This is a genomic window from Streptomyces sp. NPDC059897 (assembly GCF_042730865.1).
Taxonomy (GTDB): domain Bacteria; phylum Actinomycetota; class Actinomycetes; order Streptomycetales; family Streptomycetaceae; genus Streptomyces.
Genome location: NZ_JBHWKQ010000029.1, coordinates 51,384 through 72,179, shown reverse-complemented (window position 1 = coordinate 72,179; position 20,796 = coordinate 51,384). Strand labels below are relative to the sequence as shown.

General features: G+C 69.9%; 14 protein-coding genes and 1 tRNA gene. 9 read left to right on the top strand and 6 right to left on the bottom strand.

The features are described from left to right. Positions 1-7 precede the first annotated feature (7 nt). Positions 8-3,091: an endo-alpha-N-acetylgalactosaminidase family protein gene (locus tag ACFV9W_RS27565; protein ID WP_385765755.1), complete on the top strand. Its 3,084-nt coding sequence runs from the start codon at positions 8-10 to the stop codon at positions 3,089-3,091. A 45-nt stretch (positions 3,092-3,136) separates the two neighbouring features. On the opposite strand, the gene ACFV9W_RS27560 is transcribed toward ACFV9W_RS27565, so the two are convergent. Further along, positions 3,137-4,882, bottom strand: coding sequence for a beta-galactosidase family protein (locus tag ACFV9W_RS27560; RefSeq protein ID WP_385765668.1), 1,746 nt, complete (start codon positions 4,880-4,882; stop codon positions 3,137-3,139). Positions 4,883-5,041: 159 nt separating this feature from the next. Between ACFV9W_RS27560 and ACFV9W_RS27555 the strand changes: the two genes are divergently transcribed. From ACFV9W_RS27555 to ACFV9W_RS27535, 5 genes are all read left to right on the top strand, one after another. Continuing rightward, entirely contained in the window at positions 5,042-5,908 is an 867-nt protein-coding gene (locus tag ACFV9W_RS27555; RefSeq protein ID WP_385765752.1) for a helix-turn-helix domain-containing protein, read from the top strand. A 6-nt stretch (positions 5,909-5,914) separates the two neighbouring features. Continuing rightward, the gene (locus ACFV9W_RS27550; protein WP_385765666.1) at positions 5,915-6,247 is read left to right on the top strand and encodes a chorismate mutase; all 333 of its coding nucleotides are present in this window, start codon (positions 5,915-5,917) and stop codon (positions 6,245-6,247) included. A gap of 167 nt (positions 6,248-6,414) precedes the next feature. Then, positions 6,415-8,904 carry an aminopeptidase N gene (gene pepN / locus ACFV9W_RS27545; RefSeq protein WP_385765663.1) on the top strand — a complete coding sequence of 830 codons (2,490 nt, stop codon included), beginning with the start codon at positions 6,415-6,417 and terminating at the stop codon, positions 8,902-8,904. Positions 8,905-10,358: 1,454 nt separating this feature from the next. Continuing rightward, positions 10,359-11,816, top strand: a complete 1,458-nt coding sequence (locus tag ACFV9W_RS27540) for a pyridoxal phosphate-dependent decarboxylase family protein (protein ID WP_385765660.1) — start codon at positions 10,359-10,361, stop codon at positions 11,814-11,816. Beyond that, on the top strand, positions 11,813-13,255 hold the full coding sequence (locus tag ACFV9W_RS27535) for a lysine N(6)-hydroxylase/L-ornithine N(5)-oxygenase family protein (protein ID WP_385765657.1): 1,443 nt from the start codon (positions 11,813-11,815) through the stop codon (positions 13,253-13,255). The genes ACFV9W_RS27540 and ACFV9W_RS27535 overlap by 4 nt, the downstream gene beginning before the upstream one ends. Before the next feature lie 19 nt (positions 13,256-13,274). Here ACFV9W_RS27535 and ACFV9W_RS27530 read toward each other — a convergent pair whose 3' ends face one another. Next, on the bottom strand, positions 13,275-15,083 hold the full coding sequence (locus ACFV9W_RS27530) for a bifunctional metallophosphatase/5'-nucleotidase (RefSeq protein ID WP_385765654.1): 1,809 nt from the start codon (positions 15,081-15,083) through the stop codon (positions 13,275-13,277). Between the two features lie 113 nt (positions 15,084-15,196). Between ACFV9W_RS27530 and ACFV9W_RS27525 the strand changes: the two genes are divergently transcribed. Both ACFV9W_RS27525 and pyk read left to right on the top strand, forming a co-directional pair. After that, on the top strand, positions 15,197-15,895 hold the full coding sequence (locus ACFV9W_RS27525) for an SIMPL domain-containing protein (protein ID WP_385765651.1): 699 nt from the start codon (positions 15,197-15,199) through the stop codon (positions 15,893-15,895). Between the two features lie 131 nt (positions 15,896-16,026). Continuing rightward, the gene (pyk, locus tag ACFV9W_RS27520; protein WP_385765648.1) at positions 16,027-17,463 is read left to right on the top strand and encodes a pyruvate kinase; all 1,437 of its coding nucleotides are present in this window, start codon (positions 16,027-16,029) and stop codon (positions 17,461-17,463) included. Between the two features lies 1 nt (position 17,464). Here the strand turns inward: pyk and ACFV9W_RS27515 are convergent, their stop codons facing one another. Together ACFV9W_RS27515 and ACFV9W_RS27510 are read right to left on the bottom strand one after the other, a co-directional pair. After that, positions 17,465-18,244: a helix-turn-helix domain-containing protein gene (locus ACFV9W_RS27515; RefSeq protein ID WP_385765645.1), complete on the bottom strand. Its 780-nt coding sequence runs from the start codon at positions 18,242-18,244 to the stop codon at positions 17,465-17,467. 84 nt (positions 18,245-18,328) lie between these two features. Next, positions 18,329-18,411 (bottom strand) — tRNA-Leu (locus tag ACFV9W_RS27510). Between the two features lie 98 nt (positions 18,412-18,509). On the opposite strand from ACFV9W_RS27510, the gene ACFV9W_RS27505 reads away from it, so the two are divergent. After that, positions 18,510-19,166 carry an ANTAR domain-containing response regulator gene (locus ACFV9W_RS27505; protein ID WP_385765642.1) on the top strand — a complete coding sequence of 219 codons (657 nt, stop codon included), beginning with the start codon at positions 18,510-18,512 and terminating at the stop codon, positions 19,164-19,166. 66 nt (positions 19,167-19,232) lie between these two features. Here ACFV9W_RS27505 and ACFV9W_RS27500 read toward each other — a convergent pair whose 3' ends face one another. Next, positions 19,233-19,949, bottom strand: a complete 717-nt coding sequence (locus ACFV9W_RS27500; RefSeq protein WP_385765639.1) for an ABC transporter ATP-binding protein — start codon at positions 19,947-19,949, stop codon at positions 19,233-19,235. Next, positions 19,946-20,794 carry an ABC transporter ATP-binding protein gene (locus ACFV9W_RS27495; RefSeq protein ID WP_385765636.1) on the bottom strand — a complete coding sequence of 283 codons (849 nt, stop codon included), beginning with the start codon at positions 20,792-20,794 and terminating at the stop codon, positions 19,946-19,948. Before ACFV9W_RS27495 ends, ACFV9W_RS27500 begins: the two co-directional genes overlap by 4 nt. Between the last annotated feature and the right edge of the window lie 2 nt (positions 20,795-20,796).

Here is a 20,796-nt window from a genome sequence, read left to right as displayed (position 1 = left end):
CGAGGAGGTGTCGCCAGGACCCACCCGCAGGGCCCTCGTCGCCGCCGGCGCGGTCGGCGGGGCGGGCGCCGTCCTCGGCCTCACCGGCACGGCCCGCGCCGCGACCACCGCGCCCGCCACCGCGCCCGCGACCGCGGTGCTCCGCTCCAAGGACCTCGACGTCCGCGTGAACACCGCCTTCCCCGTCGTCGTCTCCTACACCGAGCGCGCCACCGGCGCCGTCCTGCACGCCCAGCCGGACCCGGTCACCACGCTCCTGATCGACGGCGTCGAGCACACCCCGAAGGTGACGTGCGCGCCCGCCGCCGACCACGCCTACTACCGGCTCACGCTGACCGGCGGCACCACCATCGGCATCCGTATCGCCGTCGACGGCAAACAGGTCGACTGGCGCGTCACGAAGATCAGCGACACCGCGCAACTGCGCGTCGGCACCCTCCAGTTCCCCGGCCTCGCCCTGCTGTCCGTCCGCAGCGACCAGCCGGGCGCCGCGCTCCTCGCCGCCACCGTGCAGCTCGACAAGGCCAAGAGCGGCGACACCCTCGTCACCCCGGCCGCCGACACCCCCGCCCAGGCGCCCACCGGCTGCGCGTACGCCGTCGTCGCCCACGACAAGCTGGGTGGCGCCATCGAGGCCAACACCAGCTACGACAAGCCCACCAGCGCCGCCGGAACCACCTGGGAGAACGGCCGCCTGTGGCGCGAGACCGTGCGCCGCGACGGCCACACCGCGGCCCTCCTCGCCCCCGGCCAGTGGACCCACCGCGCCGCCACCTCCCCGGTCGACGCCACCGAACCCCTCCCGTACGCGACCGTGATCGTCACCGGCGACCGGGGCGGCGACGGCAAGGTCGACTGGCAGGACGCCGCCATCGCCTTCCGCGACATCGCCGTCACCCCGCGCGGCGCCGACGAGCAGCACCTGCGGGTGGTCCCGCACATCCCGTTCAACTTCGCGTCGCAGGCCACCAACCCGTTCCTCGCGACCCTCGACAACGTCAAACGCGTCCATCTGGCCACCGACGGACTGCGCCAGTACGCGCTCCTCAAGGGCTACCAGTCCGAGGGCCACGACTCCGCGCACCCCGACTACGCGGGGAACTACAACGCGCGCGCGGGCGGCCTCGACGACCTCAACACCCTGGTCCGCGAGGGCAAGAAGTGGAACAGCGACTTCGGCGTCCACGTCAACGCCACCGAGTCGTACCCCGTCGCGAACGCGTTCTCCGAGACGCTCGTCGACAAGAGTGACGAGCAGTGGGACTGGCTCGACCAGAGCTACCGCATCGACCAGCGCCGCGACCTCGTGTCCGGCGACATCGTCAAGCGCTTCGCCGACCTGCGCCGGGACACCGACGACGGCCTCAACACCCTCTACATCGACGTGTTCCGCGAGTCCGGCTGGACCTCGGACCGCCTCCAGCGCACCTTCCGCGAGCAGGGCTGGAACATCACGTCCGAATGGGGTCACGGCTTCGAGAGGTCGGCGCTGTGGTCCCACTGGGCCACCGAGACCGACTACGGCCCCGACACCTCCCGCGGCATCAACTCGAAACTCATCCGCTTCATCCGCAACCACCAGAAGGACGTCTTCGCCGACAAGTGGCCGACCCTCCTCGGCATCGCCCGCATGGGCAACTTCGAGGGCTGGACCGGCAAGACCGACTGGGCCGACTTCTACCGACTGATCTGGACGCACTCGCTGCCCGCCAAGTACCTCCAGGCGCAGCCCATCAAGACGTGGGGCGAGCACGAGATCACCTTCTTCGGCGCCGCCCGCACCACCGTCACCGACGCCTCCGGCGCCCGCCGCATCACCACCGACGACCGCCTCGTCTACGACGACGGCAGCTACCTGCTGCCGTGGGAACCGCGCCGCGCCACCGACCCGGCGAAGCTGTACCACTACAACCCCAAGGGCGGCAGCACCAGTTGGCGGCTCCCGCGCGCGTGGGAGAGCAGCGGCCGGGTGGCCCTGTACCGGCTCACCGACCAGGGCCGCGCCTTCGTCTCCTACGTCCCCGTGTCCGGCGGCAAGGTGACACTCAAGGCCGACGCCGACCAGCCGTACGTCCTCTACCGCAGCCGCACCGACCTCGACCGCGCACCCGACTGGGGCCAGGGCACACCGCTGCACGACCCCGGCTTCAACTCCGGCTCCCTGAAGGGCTGGACGGTCACCGGGCCCGCCACGGTCGAGCGCAGCGACCTCGGCGACTTCGAACTCGTCGTCGGACCCGGCGCCGCCGCGACCGTCTCCCAGCGGCTGACCCGGCTCGCCCCCGGCGGCTACGCGGCGTCCGTGCAGGTCGAGGTCGGCGCCAAGGCGGGGGAGCGGCGCACGGCGACCCTGGAGGTCCGCACGGCCGACGGCGTGAGCGCCACGAACCGCACCGACACGTCGACCGCGGGCAATCACGTCGCCGCGGACCGCAAGCACGGCACCCGCTTCCAGCGCATGACCACGTACTTCACGGTCCCCGAAGGCGGCGGCCCGGTCACCCTCGCCCTGCGCGCCGCGGCCGGCTCTGCCCGGGTCCGCTTCGACAATGTACGCATCGTGAAGTCGCCCGCACCGAAGCTGCCCGCCGGAACCGTGGTTCACGAGGACTTCGAGCATGTCCCCCAGGGCTGGGGCCCGTTCGTGAAGGGCGACGCGGGTGGCGCCACCGACCCGCGTACGCACATCGCCCAGCGGCACGCGCCGTACACCCAGCGCGGCTGGAACGGGAAGGCGATCGACGACGTCGTCGACGGCACCCAGTCCCTCAAGTCGCGCGGCGAGAACACCGGCCTCGTGTACCGCACCGTCCCGCACACGGCCCGCTTCGAGCCGGGCAAGCGGTACCGGGTCTCCTTCCGCTACGAAAACGAGAAGGCCGGCCAGTACGCCTGGATCACCGCGGTCGACACCCCGGACACCAAGGAACTCTCCCGCACCGACCTCCCCGTCGCCACCGAACCCGCCACGCACGCCTACGAGTTCACGGCGCCGGACAAGGGCGAGGCCTGGGTGGGCCTGCGCAAGACGGGGGAGGACGGCACGGCGGAGTTCGCGCTGGACGCGTTCGAGGTGACGGAGGCCGACTGAGCGGTTTCCGTGGGCCCGGGGGAGCGCCCCGGGCCCTTGGGGGCTTCACCGGAGCAGAAGCCGCCGCTCCCCGGCCCCGTCCAGCTCCAGCACCCACACCTCGTTCGCGCCCTCGCGCAGCACGGGGCCCGGCACGTACAGGGCTTCCTGCGGGCCCGCCGACCAGTAGCGGCCCAGGCAGAACCCGTTCACCCACACGAACCCCCGCCCCCAGCCCGGCAGTTCGAGTGCCGCGTCCCCGGCGCCCGCCACCTCGAAGGACCCCCGGTGCAGGCCCTGGCCCTCCCCGTCCGGCGCCCGCGACGGCAGTGCGGCCACCGCGGCGGCCGTGACGGCATCGAGGCGCAGCCCCCGAGCCCGTACGCCGTGCAGGAACTGCCGCTCGTGCAGCAGCCCGCCCGTGATCCCCTTCGGCTCACCCGTGCGCGGTCCGTAGTTGACCCGCCCCAGCGACTCCACCCACAGCTCCACGCGCGCGTGCCCGGCCACCGGCTCGGCGAGCACCGGCTGCTCCTCCGTGAGCACCCCGGCCCGCACCCCGTCGACGTACACGGTCGCCAGATCCCGCAGCCCGCGCGCCAGCAGCGGATACGGCTGCCGGGGCCCCGGCACCGTCGCCGCGTACCGCACCAGGCCACGGTCCACGTCCAGGTCCTCGAACGACGGCGGCACCGCGTACTCCGCCTCCGGGCCGCCCAGCGCGTCGAGCACGCCGTCCAGCGGCGTGAATGCCGTCAGCTCCGCCGCGACCGGGCCCGCGAGCGCCGCGGGCAGGGGCGGCACCTCCGGCAGCGGCCCCTCCGCGTACGCGGCGAGCACCTCACGGAACAGCCAGAACTTCTCCGTCGGCCGGCCGAACTCGTCGATCGGCGCGTCGTAGTCGTACGACGTGACGTCCGGCTCAAGGGGCCCGTCGTGCAGCGCGCCACCACCCCGGTTCGCGCCCGACCAGCCCCCGAAACTCGTCCCGCCGTGCGCCATGTACAGATTCACCGACGCCCCGCACTCCAGGATCTCCCGCAGCGCGTCCGCCGCCTCCCGCGGATCCCGTACGACATGGTCGGCGCCCCAGTGGTCGAACCAGCCGCACCAGAACTCCATGCACATCAACGGCCCCGACACCTGGTGCCTACGAAGCGTCTCGAACGCCTCACGCGCGCGGGACCCGAAGTTCACCGTCGCCAGCACCCCCGGCACCGAACCCCCGGTCAGCATGTGGTCCTCAGGACCGTCCGACGTGAACAGCGGCACCGTCACCCCGAGCCCCACCAGCAGATCGGCCAGCGCCCGCAGATAGCGCCGGTCCGAGCCATAACTGCCGTACTCGTTCTCCACCTGCACCATCACCACCGGACCACCCCGGTCCACCTGCCGCTCCACGACCTGCGGCAACAACACCCCGAACCAGCGCTCCACCGCCGCCATGAACTCCGCGTCACCGGTACGCGCGCGTGCCCCAAGGCGCCCCGTCACCCAGTGCGGAAGCCCCCCGTTCTCCCACTCCGCGCAGATGTACGGGCCCGGCCGCACGATCGCCCACAGCCCCTCCCGCCGCGCGGCATCCAGGAACCGCCCCAACGCCCCCACATCGTGCACCTCGCCCGGGCGCGGCTCGTGCAGATTCCACGGCACGTACGTCTCCACACAGTTCAGGCCCATCGCCCGCAGCATCCGCAGCCGGTGCGCCCACTGCTCCTCGTGCACCCGGAAGTAGTGCAAGGCCCCCGACAACAGCCGCACCGGCCGCCCGTCCACCTCGAAGGCGTCCCCGCCCACCCGGAAATCCGTCATCACGTGCTCCTCCGTGCCTGATGGGCCGCATCACCCACCGGCCGCCACCCTCACCTCTGGCGGCCGACCCGGTCCATGGACAAAGATCGGCCGGTGTTGGACGGGGACGCCCGCACGGACCACCACGGGAGGGGACAATTGCCCACGTACCACACCTGGATGCGGTACTTCACGCCCAGCCCGGCCCACCACCGCCTCGGCCTCGTCTGCCTCGGCGTCGGCCTCCAGCACGGCCTGCTGCCCACCGTCGGACCCCGCACCCTCGACCACCACGTCGCCGTCGTCGTCACCGCCGGCAGCGGCTGGTACCAGGACCCCGAAGGCCACCGCCGCACCGTCACCGCACCCGCCCTCATCTGGCTCACCCCAGGACGCCCCCACCACTACGGCGCCGACCCCGAAACCGGCTGGGACGAGTGCTTCGTCGACTTCACGGGCCCCGCCACCACCACGTACACCGAACTCGGCTACATCGAACCCGACCGCCCCGTCGTCGCCCTCTCCGACGCCGCCCAGGCCCGCGCCGCCGTCGCCCGCATCGCCCGCGCCGCCCGCCGCGGAAATCCGTTGCTGGAGGTCGAGACCGGCGCCGCCGTCCACGAACTCCTCGTCGCCCTGCGTCGCGCCCGCGCCGACCTCGCCCCCGACGGCCACCCCGTCCTCACCGCCCTCGCCCGCGACGCCTTCCAGCCGCTGTCCGTCGCCGCCCACGCCGCCCGCCACGGCATGACCCCCGCCGCACTGCGCACCGCCGTCCGCCGCGGCGCCGGCTGCAGCCCCAAGGACTACCTCCTCGGCATCCGCCTCGGCCGCGCCAAGGAACTCCTCGCCGCCACCGAACTCCCCGTCGCCGCCGTCGCCCGCCGCGTCGGCTACGACGACCCCGCCTACTTCTCCCGCCTCTTCACCCGCCGCGTCGGCACCGCCCCCGTCCGCTTCCGCGAACAACAGGGCCGCGCCGTCCCCGGCGGCTGGTCCGACAAGATCCCCGACCCCGACGACCCACCCATGCTCCACGTAGGCTGATCCGTCATGACCACCAGCAAGCCCCACGACAAGCCGGCAGCCGACCCGGCCGTCCGCGCCGAGCTCGCCCGCCTGCGCGACAGCATCGACAACATCGACGCCGCCGTCGTCCACATGCTCGCCGAGCGCTTCAAGTGCACCCAGCAGGTCGGCCACCTCAAGGCCGAACACGACCTCCCCCCGGCGGACCCGGCCCGCGAATCCCGCCAGATCGAACGCCTCCGCCAACTCGCGGAAAACGCCAAACTCGACCCGGCCTTCGCCGAAAAGTTCCTCAACTTCATCATCAGCGAAGTCATCCGCCACCACGAGCAGATCGCAGAGGACACGAAACGCTGACCCAATCAAGCCCGGGCGCCGGTTCGGCAAATTAGGCCCGGTTCGGCAAAATAAGCCCCGCCGGCGATTGAGGCGCGGGGCCCGGGGCAGCGCCCCGCGACCGCAACCCCGGTGCCCCGCAATGATCCACCCTGGTCCCCGCCGGAGGCGTACGGCAGCATGACCGCATGCCCGTACTGACGCGCAGCGAAGCGCAGACCCGAGCCCAGCTCATCGACGTCGAGCGATACACCGTCGCCCTCGACCTCACCGTCGGCGACGACACCTTCGACTCCCGCACCGTCATCCGGTTCACCGCACACACCGCGGGCGACACCTTCGTCGAGGTCAAGCCCGCCGACCTGCGCTCCGCCACCCTCGACGGGCAGCCCCTCGACCCCGCCACCCTCGCCGACAACCGGCTCCCCCTCACCGGCCTCACTGAAGGCACCCACGAGCTGCGCATCGACGCCTCCATGCGCTACTCGCACACCGGCGAGGGCATGCACCGCTTCACCGACCCCACCGACGGCGAGACGTACACGTACACCCAGCTGTTCATGGAAGACGTCCAGCGCGTCTTCGCCGCCTTCGACCAGCCCGACCTCAAGGCGCGCTTCGACCTCACCGTCACCGCCCCCGAAGGCTGGACCGTCCTCGCCAACGGCGTCACCGAACACCTCGGCGAAGGCACCTGGCGGGCCGCCACCACCCCCCTCCTGTCCACCTACCTCGTCGCCGTAGCCGCGGGCCCCTGGCACTCCATCCGCACCGAACACCGCGGCCTCCCCTTCGGCCTGCACTGCCGCCGCTCCCTCGCGCCGTACCTCGACGCCGACGCCGACGAGATCCTCGACGCCACGCGCGCGTGCTTCGACCGCTACCACGAGAAGTTCGAGGAGCCCTACCCTTTCGACTCCTACGACCAGGCGTTCGTCCCCGAATTCAACGCCGGCGCCATGGAGAACCCCGGCCTCGTCACCTTCCGCGACGAATTCGTCTACCGCTCCGCCGTCACCGACACCGAGCGCCAGACCCGCGCCATGGTCATCGCCCACGAGATGGCCCACATGTGGTTCGGCGACCTCGTCACCCTCAAGTGGTGGGACGACATCTGGCTCAACGAATCGTTCGCCGAATACATGGGCTACCAGACCCTCACCGAGGCCACCCGGTACACCGACACGTGGATCGACTTCGGCGTCGCCCGCAAAACCTGGGGATACGACGCCGACCAGCGCCCCTCCACCCACCCCGTCGCCCCCGAATCCGTACCCGACACGGCCTCCGCACTCCTCAACTTCGACGGCATCTCCTACGCCAAGGGCGCCTCCGCGCTCCGCCAACTCGTCACCTGGCTCGGCGAAAAGGACTTCCTCGCCGGCATCAACACCCACTTCAAACGCCACAGGTTCGGCAACGCCACCCTCGCCGACTTCATCGAATCCCTCGCCTCCGGCACCGAACGCGACGTCCACGCCTGGGCCGACACCTGGCTGCGCACCACCGGCGTCGACACCCTCACCACGACCGTCACCGAGCACGCCGACACCTGGACGCTCACCGTCGACCGCCAGGGCAACCGCCCCCACCGCATCGCGATCGGCCTGTACGACCACGCCCCCGCCGACACCCACGGCCTCGTCCTACGGGAACGCCTCGAAACAGAAGTCCCCCTTACCGAGCCGGAGTTGACGTTCCACGGCCGCCGCCCCGCCCTGATCGTCCCCAACGACCAGGACCTCACCTACGCCAAGATCCGCCTCGACGCCGCATCCGAGGAAGCCGCCCTGCACGGCCTCGCCGGCATCCCCGACGCCCTCACCCGCACCATCGTGTGGAACACGCTGCGCGACATGGTCCGCGACGGCGCACTCGCACCCGCCACCTACCTGGAGGCCGTCGCCGCCCACCTCCCCGAGGAGAGCGACCTCGCCCTCGTCCAGGGCGTCCTCGCCTTCGCCCACACCCAGGTCGCCGACCGGTACACCCACCCCGCCGACCGACCCGAGGCCCTCGACCTCATCACCGCCCTGTGCGAGGACTTCATCCGCCGCACCGAGGACGGCAGCCACCCCGGCCTGCGCCTCACCGCCGTCCGCCACCTCATCGACGCCGCACGCCACGCCGACGTCATCCGCGACTGGTACGACTCCGGGGCCGTCCCCGGCGGACCCGAACTCGACCCCGAACTGCGCTGGCGCATCCTCGGCCGGCTCAGCGTCCTCGGCACCGTCGACGAAGCCGTCATCGAGGCCGAACTCGCCCACGACCCCAGCGCCACCGGACAGGAAGGCGCCGCCCGCTGCCGCGCCTCCCTGCCCGACCCGCAGACCAAGGCGGAAGCCTGGGCCGCGATGTTCACGACGAACCCCGACGACGACCTCTCCAACTACCTCTTCACCGCCACCGCCCAAGGCTTCTGGCAACCCGAACAGGCCGGCCTCCTGCGGGGCTACGTCCCCCGCTACTTCACCGACGCCACCGAACTCGCCGCCCGCCGCGGCCCCGCCATCGCCGAAGCCGCCGGCCGCCACGCCTTCCCCGTCTACGCCATCGACACGGACACGCTCCACACGGGCGACCAACACGTGGCGGCAGCACCCCCGGCCCTGCGCCGCAAACTCACCGACCAACTCGACGACCTCCGCCGCGCGTTGCGGGTCCGCGGGGCGTAGACCGGGCGTCGGGGCTCGGCCCCCTGGGCCCGGTGCGCGGCACCGGGGGCTTCGGCCTGACGGGGGCTCGGCTCCCTGGGTCCGGTGGGCGGCACCGGGGGCTTCGGCCCGACCGGGGCGGGGCCCGGGGGGCCTGGTTACGGGGAGGGGCGCGGGGCGGCGCCCTGCTTACGGGGCCCGGCCCCGGGGCGGCGCCTATCGTCACCGGGAGCCGGGAGCCGGGAGCCGGGAGCCGGGAGCCGGGAGCCGGGAGCCGGGAGCCGGGAGCCTTGCCGGCACCGACAGCCAGCACGCCGCTGGCGCGACGCCCCGGTGCACCTGCCGACTTGCCCCGCCTATCTCCCACCCGCCCGCCCCCTCCGGGGGCGTCGGCCCGACGGGGTGTCGTCCGTCCGGTCGGCGTGCCCGCCATGCCACCCGGGGTGCTCCCGGGGCCGGCACCCGGGCCGACGCACGCGCGACCCCAACCGCGCAGGCCCACGACCCTCGCCCATCTCCCACCCGCCCGCCCCCTCCGGGGGCGTCGGCCCGACGGGGTGCCGCTCCTTCCGGTCGGCCTGGCCGCCACGTCACCTGGGGTGCTGCCGGGATCGATGCCCCAGGTGGAAGCCCCTAAGGCTTGCGGCCGCCGAGCGAGACGGGCGTGCCGGACGCCGAGTGCTCCCGTTCCCCGCCGGAGCCCGGAGCCCGGAGCCCGGAGCCCGGAGCCCGGAGCCCGGAGCCCGGAGCCCGGAGCCCGGAGCCCGGAGCCCGGGGGCCACTGGTCCATCGAAGTGTGGGAAGCACGCACCTGCGGCGGCGCGGGCCGCCCCATCAAGCCCGTCCGGCGCCTGAGGACGAGACCGACGGGAGATGGGTGGCCGGGGCGCAGCCCCTGGGGGCCAACCCTGGTGCGGGCCAGGAGAGTCGAGCTCCGATCGGGCCGAAGCCCCCGGAGGGGGAGGGTGGTGGGAGACGAGTGAGGAGCGGGCCAACCGCCACGCACCCCCACGGCGGCCCCCGGGCGGTGCCCCACCCACCCAGGCCGGAGGCCCACCCCGTCAGGCCCGGTTCGTGGGCGAGAGGCACGAGCCCGAAGGAGGGCGAGGGCCCGGGGCGCAGTCCCTGGCACCCAACCCCGGTGCGGCCCAGGGGAGTCGAGCCCCGGCCGACCCGAAGCCCCGGAGGGGGCGGGCGGGTGGGAGATGAGCGAGGAACGGGCCAAACGCCGACCCGCCGCCCCAAAATCGCCAATCCGTCCCCAAGCCAGAAGACCACCCCCACCCGGTCCGGCGGCCCACCCACCGACCACCGGCCCCACCCCACCCGCACCCCCCGGAGGGGCTTAGCACAGGATTCCCCCCACCCACCCCCACCCCTACCACTTTCGGGTCAGCTTCCCCGGTACGGCGGACGCATCAGCAGGCAAAAGGCAAGCTGATGCATCACGTACGCCAACCACGCAAAGGACCCGTATGCGCAGCTCGCCGCCCCTCGCCGGAGGTACCCAAGGCCCCGACGCCCTGCGGCCGTTGCTCGCCACAGTCCTCGACGCACTGCACAAAGGCGCCGCCCACCGAGGCGGCCCCCTCCCGGCCGGCGGCCCCGAGGCCGTCACGGCACAACTCCACCACAACGTAGGCGAGTTGCTGCCCACCCACGGCACAGGGCCCGAAGACGCGCTGCGCACCCTCGTCACCGCCCTCGCCGAAGGCGCCGCGGACCCCGCCGACCCGCTGTGCGCAGCCCACCTGCACTGCCCGCCGCTGGCCGTCGCCACCGCCGCCGACCTCGCCGCGAGCGCCCTCAACCCCTCCATGGACTCCTGGGACCAGGCCCCCGCCGCCTCCGCCCTCGAAGCCCTCGTCACCACCACCCTCGCCCACGAGGTCTACGGCCCCCACGCCGCCCACACCGCCCCCGCAACCGACGCCCCCCACGCCCAAACCCCACGCACCCACGCACCCCCCACCCCCGACGCCCTCGTCACCACCGGCGGCACCGAAGCCAACCAGCTCGCCGTCCTCCTCGCCCGGGAAACCGCAGAGGCCGCCGCCCCCGGCGAACCCGTCCACCTCCTCGTCGGGGCCAACGCCCACCACAGCCTCGCCCGCGCCGCCTGGCTCCTCGGCCTGCCCGAACCGGTCACCGTGCCCGCCCCCGCCGGCACCCTCGACCCCGCCGCCCTCGACGAAGCACTCACCGAGCTCCCCGGCCCCAAGCTCGTCGCCGCCACCGCAGGCACCACCGACGCCGGCCTCATCGACCCGCTCCCCGAGATCGCCGACATCTGCGAACGGCACGGCGCCCGCCTCCACATCGACGCCGCCTACGGCGCAGGCGCCCTCTTCAGCCCCCGCGAAGCCCCCAAACTCCACGGTCTCGCCCGCGCCCACACCGTCGCCCTCGACCTGCACAAACTCGGCTGGCAACCCGTCGCCGCCGGCATCCTCGCCGTCCGCGACACCACCGAAACCACCGCCCTCGCCCACCAGGCCGACTACCTCAACGCCGACGACGACACCGAAGCAGGACTCCCCGACCTCCTCGGCCGCTCCCTGCGCACCACCCGCCGCCCCGACGTCCTCAAAACGGCCGTCACCTTCAAAGCCCTCGGCCGCACCGGACTCGCCGCCCTCGTCGACCAGGTCACCGCCCTCGCCCACCACCTCGCGCGACTCATCGACACACACCCGAACTTCGAGCTCTACGACACCCCCACCCTCACCACCGTCCTCTTCAGGCCCACCGGCGCCACCGACGAGCAACTCGCCGCGATCCGCCGCACCCTGCTCACCGAAGGCCGCGCCGTCCTCGGCCGCGCCCGCATGGACGGAAAGCTCTACCTCAAAGCCACCCTGCTCAACCCGCACGCCACCCCCGAAGACCTCACCGCCCTCCTGGAACTGGTGGAAGGACACACGCCCCGATGACAGCCGCACCCGCCGGGCCCACCCCCAAGCCCGCAACCCCGCCCACCGAGGAACCCCGCGACCTCGTCGGCATCGGCATCGGCCCCTTCAACCTCTCCCTCGCCGCCCTCGCCCACCCCCTCACCGAACTCGACACCGCCTTCTACGAACAACGCCCCGACTTCCACTGGCACCCCGGCCTCCTCATCGAAGGCGCCACCCTCCAAGTCCCCTTCCTCGCCGACCTGGTGACCCTCGCCGACCCCACCAGCCACTGGACATTCCTCAACTACCTCAAGACCCGCGAACGCCTCTTCCCCTTCTACTTCGCCGAGCGCTTCCACATCCAGCGCGCCGAATACGACGCCTACTGCCGCTGGGTCAGCGAAAACCTCCCCGGACTCCACTTCTCCCACCAGGTCGACGCCGTCCGCTGGAACACCGAACGCGCCCTCTTCGAAGTCGACTACACCCAACTCGACGCCGAAGGCGAAGCCGAAGCCCTCGGCCGCACCTACACCAAGAATGTCGCCATCGGCGTCGGCACCGCCCCGTACATCCCCGAACCCCTCAAACCACTCGCCGACGCACCCACCGTGCCCGTCGTCCACTCCGCCGACTACCTCACCCACCGCGACCGCCTGCTCGCCGCCGACCACATCACCGTCATCGGCAGCGGCCAGTCCGGCGCCGAAATCTTCCTCGACCTCCTGCGCTCCCGCCCCGCAGGCCACGAAAAGATCCACTGGCTCGCCCGCAGCGAAGCGTTCGCGCCCATGGAATACAGCAAACTCGGCCTCGAACACTTCACCCCCGACTACAGCCACTACTTCCACCACCTCCCCGAAGCCGAACGCGACCGCCTCGTCCCCGCCCAATGGCAACTCCACAAAGGCATCGACGCCGACACCATCGCCGCCATCCACGAAGAGCTCTACCAGCGCACCCTCAACGGCGGCTGGCCCGACGCCACCCTCACCCCCGGCGTCAGCATCCGCACCGCAGGCCGCGTCGCCGCCACCAAAGTCGAACTCCACCTCGAACACCGCCAACAGGGCACCCGCTCCCGCCTCACCACCGACGCCGTCGTCCTCGCCACCGGCTACAAGGAACGCCCCCTCAGCGGCATGCTCACCGGCCTCGACCCCTACCTGCGCCGCGACCACTCCGAACGCCCCCGCATCGACGACCAGTTCCGCCTCGTCCTCGACAACCGCGTCCAAGGATCCGTCTACGTACAGAACGCCGAACGCCACACCCACGGAGTCGGCGCCCCCGACCTCGGACTCGCCGCCTGGCGCAGCGCCACCATCCTCAACTCCCTGACCGGAAAAGACCCCTACCCGCAACCCCGGCGCACCGCCTTCACCACCTTCGGCCTCACCGGACACGAAAACCGCGCCCCCCTGCCCGGACAACAGACCGGAGAGCGCGGCACCATGGTCAAACTCCAGGACTGAACCGTGGCCGCCTAACGAGTCACGACGCGAACACCGGCGTCCCCTCCCGCGTCAACCGCCAGTCCACCGAAGCGAAATCAGCCGGGTCGAGGACGCCCTTCGCCGTCACCCACTCCGCGATCCGCGTCCGGATCTCCGTCGACTCCGACCACAGCTCCTTCGCCGCCGCCACATGCGGGAACGCGCCACCACCGTTCGCCCGATAGTTGTTCACCGCGAACACGAACTGCGCCGCGTCATCCACAGCCTTGCCGTCGAACGTCAGATTCCTGATCCGCGAACCCGCCGCCTGCGCGATGTCGATGTCGTACGACAACCCCGACACATAGTCGTAGTTGTAGTCCGGCCGATTCCCCGCGTTCGTCAGCTTGTCCACATCCACCGCAGCGCCCGCCGCCGTCCGCACGAAATACTCCGCCGAATACTCCAGGTACGCCCGCACCTGCGCACCCGTCATCACCTTCGCCACCAGCGTGTTGTCGTACACATACAAGCTCGACAGATCCCGGATCGTCACATCACCCGCAGGAATCTCCGACGTACGCGAGAACGGCGACGCCTGCGAAAGCACCGGAAGCTTCGCGTACTCCGTGCCCTCCAAAGCCTTCGCCACCACATCCGACTGCACCTTGTTGATCAAATCGATGATCGGCGCATCCTTGTAGCGGGCGTCCACCGTCGTCAGCGTCTGCTTCGCCGTCCCCACGACCCGATTGACATACGCCACCACCACCTCGTGCTGCTCACTCATCAGCTTCGAGATCTCCGGATCGTCCGCCACCGTGTTCGTGTTCCGCAGCGACGCCTTCACCGACTCGACCGTCCAACGGCCCTTCTCCCACACCAGATCGAAGTCGAACAACGTCAACCGCTCGGCATAACAGAGCGGTTCGGACAGGACGACCGTCTTGCCCGTCTTCTCGTTCGTCACCAGCTGCTGTGCGATCTCCACGTGCGCGTGGCCGACCAGAATCGCGTCGACCCCCGGCACCTGCTTCGCGACATTCGCCGCCGCGTTCTCCACATACGGCACCTGATCCCCGTACGAAGACTGCCCCGACGCCCCCGAATGCGCCGACACGATCACCACGTCAGCGCCCATCGACCGCAGCTTCGGCACCCACTTCGCCGCCTGCTCCTCAAGCCCAGGGAACTTCAACACACCCTGCACGTACGCCTTGTCCCAGATCGCGATCCCCGGATTCGTCAGACCAAGCACCGCCACCTTCACGTCCTTGCCGTGCGGAGTGCGCAGCCGCTTCATGAAGTACGGAGGAAACGCCGGCTTCTCCGTCTTCGCATCCACCGCGTTCGCGCCAAGCAGCGGAAACTCGCACTGCGACTCGAACTTCCGCAGCGTCTCGATGCCGTAATTGAACTCGTGATTGCCCAACGCCACCGCGTCGTACCCGATCGCGTTCATCGCCCGCGCCATCGGATGCACCGGACCACCGGCCGCCGTGATCGGATCGACCTTCGCGTAGTAGTACGTCAGCGGGGTCCCCTGAATCGTGTCCCCCGCATCGATGAGCAGGGTGTTCGCCCGGCCCTTCTCCGCGCGCACCTGATCCACCAGCGTCGACACCCGCGCAAGCCCCTGCGCGTTGCCCGCCGCGTCCGAGTAGTCCGCGTTCTTGAAGTAGTCCCAGTTGAAGACATGACCGTGCAGATCCGTCGTCCCCATCACGGTGAACGCGTACCGCTTCTTCGGCCGGCCCTTCGGCTTCGCCCCCGCCGCGGAAGCGGGCGCGGCCACCGCACCCGTCAGAGCCACCCCGGCACCCGACGCGGCCGAACTGGCGAGAAAGGATCTACGGTCCAACGACATCGACGTCTCCTCGTCTACGTGTACGCCATAGCGACGCGCGTAGATTCTTGCTCACCAACCCCAACTCGCAACAGCCTCACAAGGTTTCGTTTCGATGATGACAAGGTGGGCCCATGACCAACGACCACCACCACACCGCCACCCCCGAAGCCCCCCGCATCGCCGTCCGCGGCGAAGCCCACATCGAAGCCGAACCCGAAATCGCCCGCATCGGCATCACCGTCGCCGCCCGCGGCACCGACCGCCGCACCGCCCTCGAAGACCTCACCCGCCGCAACACCCACGTACTCGACCTCATCAAGGGCTACGGCGACGCCATCGACAAAACCGCCACCGGCGCCCTCTCCATTACCCCCGAACTCACCAAACGAGGCCGCGGCGAACGCATCCGCACCTACCACGGCCGCGTCCACATCACCGCCGACCTCACCGACTTCACCGCACTCGGCGAACTCACCACCCGCCTCGCCGACCTCGACCTCACCAGCGTCGACGGCCCCTGGTGGTCGCTGCGCCCCACCTCACCCGTCCACGCCCAAGCCCGCCAACAAGCCGTCCGCGAAGCCGTCGGGCGCGCCCGCGAATACGCCGAAGCCCTCGGCACCACCCTCGCCGCCCTCATCGAAATCGCCGACATCGGCGCCGACAACCCCATGACCGACCGCGCCATGCCCGCACCCGGCGCCATGCGCATGGCCACCTTCGCCGGCGCCGAAGCAGAACCCGCCCCCGCACTCGACCTCGAACCCCAACGCCAGCGCGTACGGGCCCAGGTCAACGCCCGCTTTACGATGCACCCACCGGAGCTGTGAGCCACTTAGCCGCTCATCAGAGCGCAGTGTCGCCCAAATTCAACCCTTGTCAATAGCCCTTCACGTAAAGGTTGTTGAGTAGTCATGACCGACCAATTCTCTACCCGTCGGTAAGGTCTAGGGTCGAAAGCATGCGCCGAGCAAAGATCGTCTGCACCCTGGGCCCCGCCACCGACTCGTACGAGCAGATCAAGGCACTCGTCGAAGCCGGAATGGACGTAGCCCGCTTCAACCTCAGCCACGGCACCTACGCCGAACACGAGGAGCGCTACCAGCACGTACGAAAGGCCTCCGACGAAACCGGCCGCAGCGTCGGAATCCTCGCCGACCTTCAAGGCCCGAAGATCCGACTCGGCCGATTCAGCGAAGGACCCGTACTACTCGAACGCGGCGACGACTTCACCATCACCGTCGAAAACGGCATCCAAGGCGACCGCCAAACCTGCGGCACCACCTACGACGGCCTCGCCGAAGACGTCACCACCGGCGAACGCATCCTCGTCGACGACGGCAAAGTCACCCTCGAAGTCACCGGAGTCGACGGACCCCGCGTCCGCACCCGCGTCATCGAAGGCGGCATGGTCTCCGACCACAAGGGCCTCAACCTCCCCGGCGTCGCCGTCTCCGTCCCCGCCCTCAGCGACAAGGACCAGGAAGACCTCCGCTGGGCCCTGCGCACCGGCGCCGACATCATCGCCCTCTCCTTCGTCCGCAGCGGCCGCGACATCGAAGACGTCCACCGCATCATGCAAGAAGAAGGCCGCCGGCTCCCCGTCATCGCCAAGGTCGAAAAGCCCCAGGCCGTCGACAACATCGACGACATCGTCGCCGCATTCGACGGCATCATGGTCGCCCGCGGCGACCTCGGCGTCGAAATGCCCCTCGAACAAGTCCCGATCGTCCAAAAGCGCGCCATCAAACTCGCCAAGCGCAACGCGAAGCCCGTCATCGTCGCGACCCAAATGCTCGACTCGATGATCGACAACTCCCGCCCGACGAGGGCGGAGGCGAGCGATGTGGCGAACGCCGTCATCGACGGTACGGACGCCGTCATGCTTTCCGGTGAAACCAGCGTCGGAAAATACGCCATCGAAACGGTCAAGGTAATGGGCCGCATCGTCGAAGCGGCAGAGGAAGACATCCTCGCCAAGGGCCTCCCGCCCCTGACCGAACGCAACAAGCCCCGCACCCAGGGCGGCGCGGTCGCCCGCGCGGCAGCCGAAATGGGCGACTTCCTCGGCGCCAAATTCCTCGTCGCCTTCACCCAGTCCGGCGACACCGTCCGCCGGCTCTCCCGCTACCGCTCGCCGATCCCGCTCCTGGCCTTCACGCCGGAGTCGGCGACGCGCTCGCAGCTCAACCTCACGTGGGGCGTGGAGACGTTCCTGGGCCCGCACGTCGAGTCCACCGACGCGATGGTCGCCCAGGTCGACGAACAACTCCTGAAGATCGGCCGCTGCAAGAAGGGCGACGTCGTGGTCATCACGGCGGGCTCCCCTCCGGGGGTGGCGGGCTCCACGAACCTGGTCCGCATCCACCACATCGGCGAGGACGACAGCCCGAAGTAGTTCAATACTTGGGGCCGATGTGGACGTCCAGCAGGGCCACGTCCTGTTTGCGGGCGACCGAGATGTTGTACGGGTTGCCGTGGCGGGTGCAGTGCGTCCACGTGACGCCGAGCCGGTCGAGGGTGTCGGTGTACAGGTGCCGGATGCAGTCGGACTTGTTGGTGAAGAAGTACCGCGGGTACTCGTAGCGCTTGCGCTCACCACCGACGACCCGGGTCGTCCAGTTCGTGATCCGACACCCGTCGGAGTGGATGAGCCCCCGGAGGAACTCCCACGGGTGGGCGTCGACGATCTCCTGCTGCCAGTCGGCGAGGGTGATCTTGCGGTCGTGCTTCTTGCCGGGGCCGTGCTGAGGGAACATGCAGGTCCAGTGTTTGGTGTAGGACTTCACCTCGGTACAGCCGATCTTTTGGTGCCTGCCCACACCTGGGTTCGGCATGACCTTGCGCATGGCCTCCTCGGCGGCGGCGATCAGGCCGACCTGTGAGGCGTTGCAGAAAATGGACAGGTGGTTCTGCTTGGGCTTGGAGACGATGTGGCCGTCTCCGAGGTAGAGCCCGAGCAGGTATGAGTAAGCGACGTGGTCGAAGTCCCGGCCGGTGCACCGAGGGCAGTCCGTCGGTTGCCTGTACACCTCACCGCGGGCGCGCCGGTCTTCGCTGCGCCACCAGCCGACGGTGCCCCTGGGCACGCCCAGGTGCTCAGCGACCTCCCGGTTCGGGACGCCTTGCCGCATGAGTTCGATCGCGCGTTCCCGAAGGGAAGGGCTGTGCTGCTTCATGTGAACACTCTGAGTGAGCGGCCGTCACGCCGCGCAGCAAAAAGCGGATGTTCACGAGAACGTGAGCATCCGCTTTCTGGTCTGTGCCGGGTGCGGGATTCGAACCCGCAAGCCCTCTCAGGCAGAGGTGTTTGAGACCTCCGTGTATACCGTTCCACCAACCCGGCTCGGCACTGCGCTGAGTGTACCGGTTCATGAACGCGAGTCGCAGCTAGGTAGGCTTTGGGGCAGCAGCACACCGCCTGCCCGAACAAGGAGCGCCCCCGTGACCGCCCCCGAGACGCCCGAGCCCGTAGACGCAGTCGACGACGACAAGTCGCACGTCCCGCCGCTGACGACCCGCGTCGTCATCGCCGAGGACGAGGCCCTCATCCGCCTCGACCTCAAAGAGATGCTCGAGGAAGAGGGCTACTCCGTCGTGGGCGAGGCCGGCGACGGCGAGCTGGCCGTCGAGCTGGCCCGTGAGCACAAGCCCGACCTGGTGATCCTCGACGTGAAGATGCCGAAGATGGACGGCATCAGCGCGGCGGAGAAGATCGCCGGTGAGTCGATCGCCCCGGTTCTGATGCTGACCGCGTTCTCGCAGCGCGACCTGGTGGAGCGTGCGCGCGACGCGGGCGCGATGGCGTACCTGGTGAAGCCGTTCAGCAAGAGTGACGTCGTCCCGGCGATCGAGATGGCCGTGTCCCGGTTCACGGAGCTGAAGACGCTGGAGAACGAGGTCGCGGACCTTACGCAGCGCTTGGAGACGCGGAAGCTGGTGGACCGGGCGAAGTCGGTGCTTCAGACGGAGTACGGGCTGACGGAGCCGGCGGCGTTCCGTTGGATTCAGAAGACGTCGATGGATCGTCGTCTTTCGATGCAGCAGGTTGCCGAGGCGGTCATTCAGGACGCCGAGGAGAAGAAGGCGTCGAAGGGCTGAGGCCCGCCGGATGTCAATGTGGCCCGTGCCCCTCCCAGGGGCACGGGCCACATTTACGTAAAGGCATCAGTCCTCGCCGAGGTAGGCCTTCCGTACGGATTCGTCATGCAGCAGGTCCTCGCCGGTGCCCGACAGCACGATGGAGCCGACCTCCATCACGTGCCCTTGGTCGGCGAGCGACAGAGCGGCCTGTGCGTTCTGTTCGACGAGCAGGATGGTGGTGCCTTGGGCTTTGAGTTCGTTGATGGTCGCCATGATCTTCTGCATCATGATCGGCGAGAGGCCCATGGAGGGTTCGTCGAGCATCAGCAGTTTCGGTTGTGACATCAACGCCCGTCCCATGGCCAGCATTTGCTGTTCGCCCCCGGACAGCGTTCCGGCCGCCTGCTTCCGTCGTTCGCCCAGGATGGGGAACAGCTCGTACGCCCGCTGCATGTCCTTTTCGACGGCCGCCTGGTCGCGGCGGAGGAATGCTCCGAGCTGGAGGTTCTCCATGATGGTCAGGCGGGGGAAGATGCGGCGGCCTTCGGGGGAGTGGGCGAGGCCCATGGCGACGATCTTGTGTGCGGGGACGGTGGCCAGTGGCTGTCCCGCGAAGGTGATCTTGCCGCCCGAAGGTTTCAGCAGTCCGGACAGTGTGCGCAGGGTGGTCGTCTTGCCGGCGCCGTTGGTGCCGATCAGGGTGACGACCTGGCCCTCCTCCACGCTGAAGGAGATTCCCTTGACGGCTTCGATCTTGCCGTAGGCGACCTTGAGGTCTTCGACCTCGAGCAGTGCGGTCACTGGTCGTTTCCTTCCCCGCCGGCCTGGGCTTCCGCGGCCTGGACTTCTTCGATGGCGGTGTCTTCGGGGGCGCCTTCGAAGGGGGTGCCGAGGTAGGCGGCGATGACGCGTTCGTCGCCTTGGACCACCTCGCTGGTGCCCTCCACCAGCTTTTCGCCTTGGACGAGTACGGCGACGCGGTCGCAGAGGTTGAAGATGAAGCGCATGTCGTGCTCGATGACGAGGACGGCGACGCCCTTGTCGCGGATGGCGACGACGAGTTCTTCGGTGGCGCGGGTTTCTTGCGGGTTCATGCCGGCGGTGGGTTCGTCCAGCAGAAGCAGGCCCGGTTCGCTCGCCAGTGCCCGCGCGATTTCCAGCTTGCGCTGTTCTCCGTAGGGGAGGTTGCGGGCGAGGTGGTCGCGTTTGTGGGCGAGGCCGATGAACTCGAGGAGTTCCATGGCGCGTTCCTCGCTGCCGCGTTCGGCCTTTTTGAAGCCGGGGCCGCGGAGGAGGGCGGACCAGAGGCCTTCCTTGGTGCGGGTGTGGCGGCCGACCAGGACGTTTTCCAGCACTGTCATGTTGGCGAACAGGCGGATGTTCTGGAAGGTGCGGGCGACGCCTGCCTGGGTGACGAGGTGGGGTTGGGGCGGGAGGGTGTTGCCTTGGTAGGAGACGCTGCCTTCGGTGGGGATGTAGAGGCCGGTGAGGCAGTTGAAGAAGGTCGTTTTTCCGGCGCCGTTGGGGCCGATGAGGCCGACGATTTCGCCTTGGTCGACGTGGAGGTCGACGTTGCGTACGGCGGTGAGGCCGCCGAAGCGCATGGTGACGCCGCTTGCCTGGAGCACGGTGGTCGTGTTGGTCATCG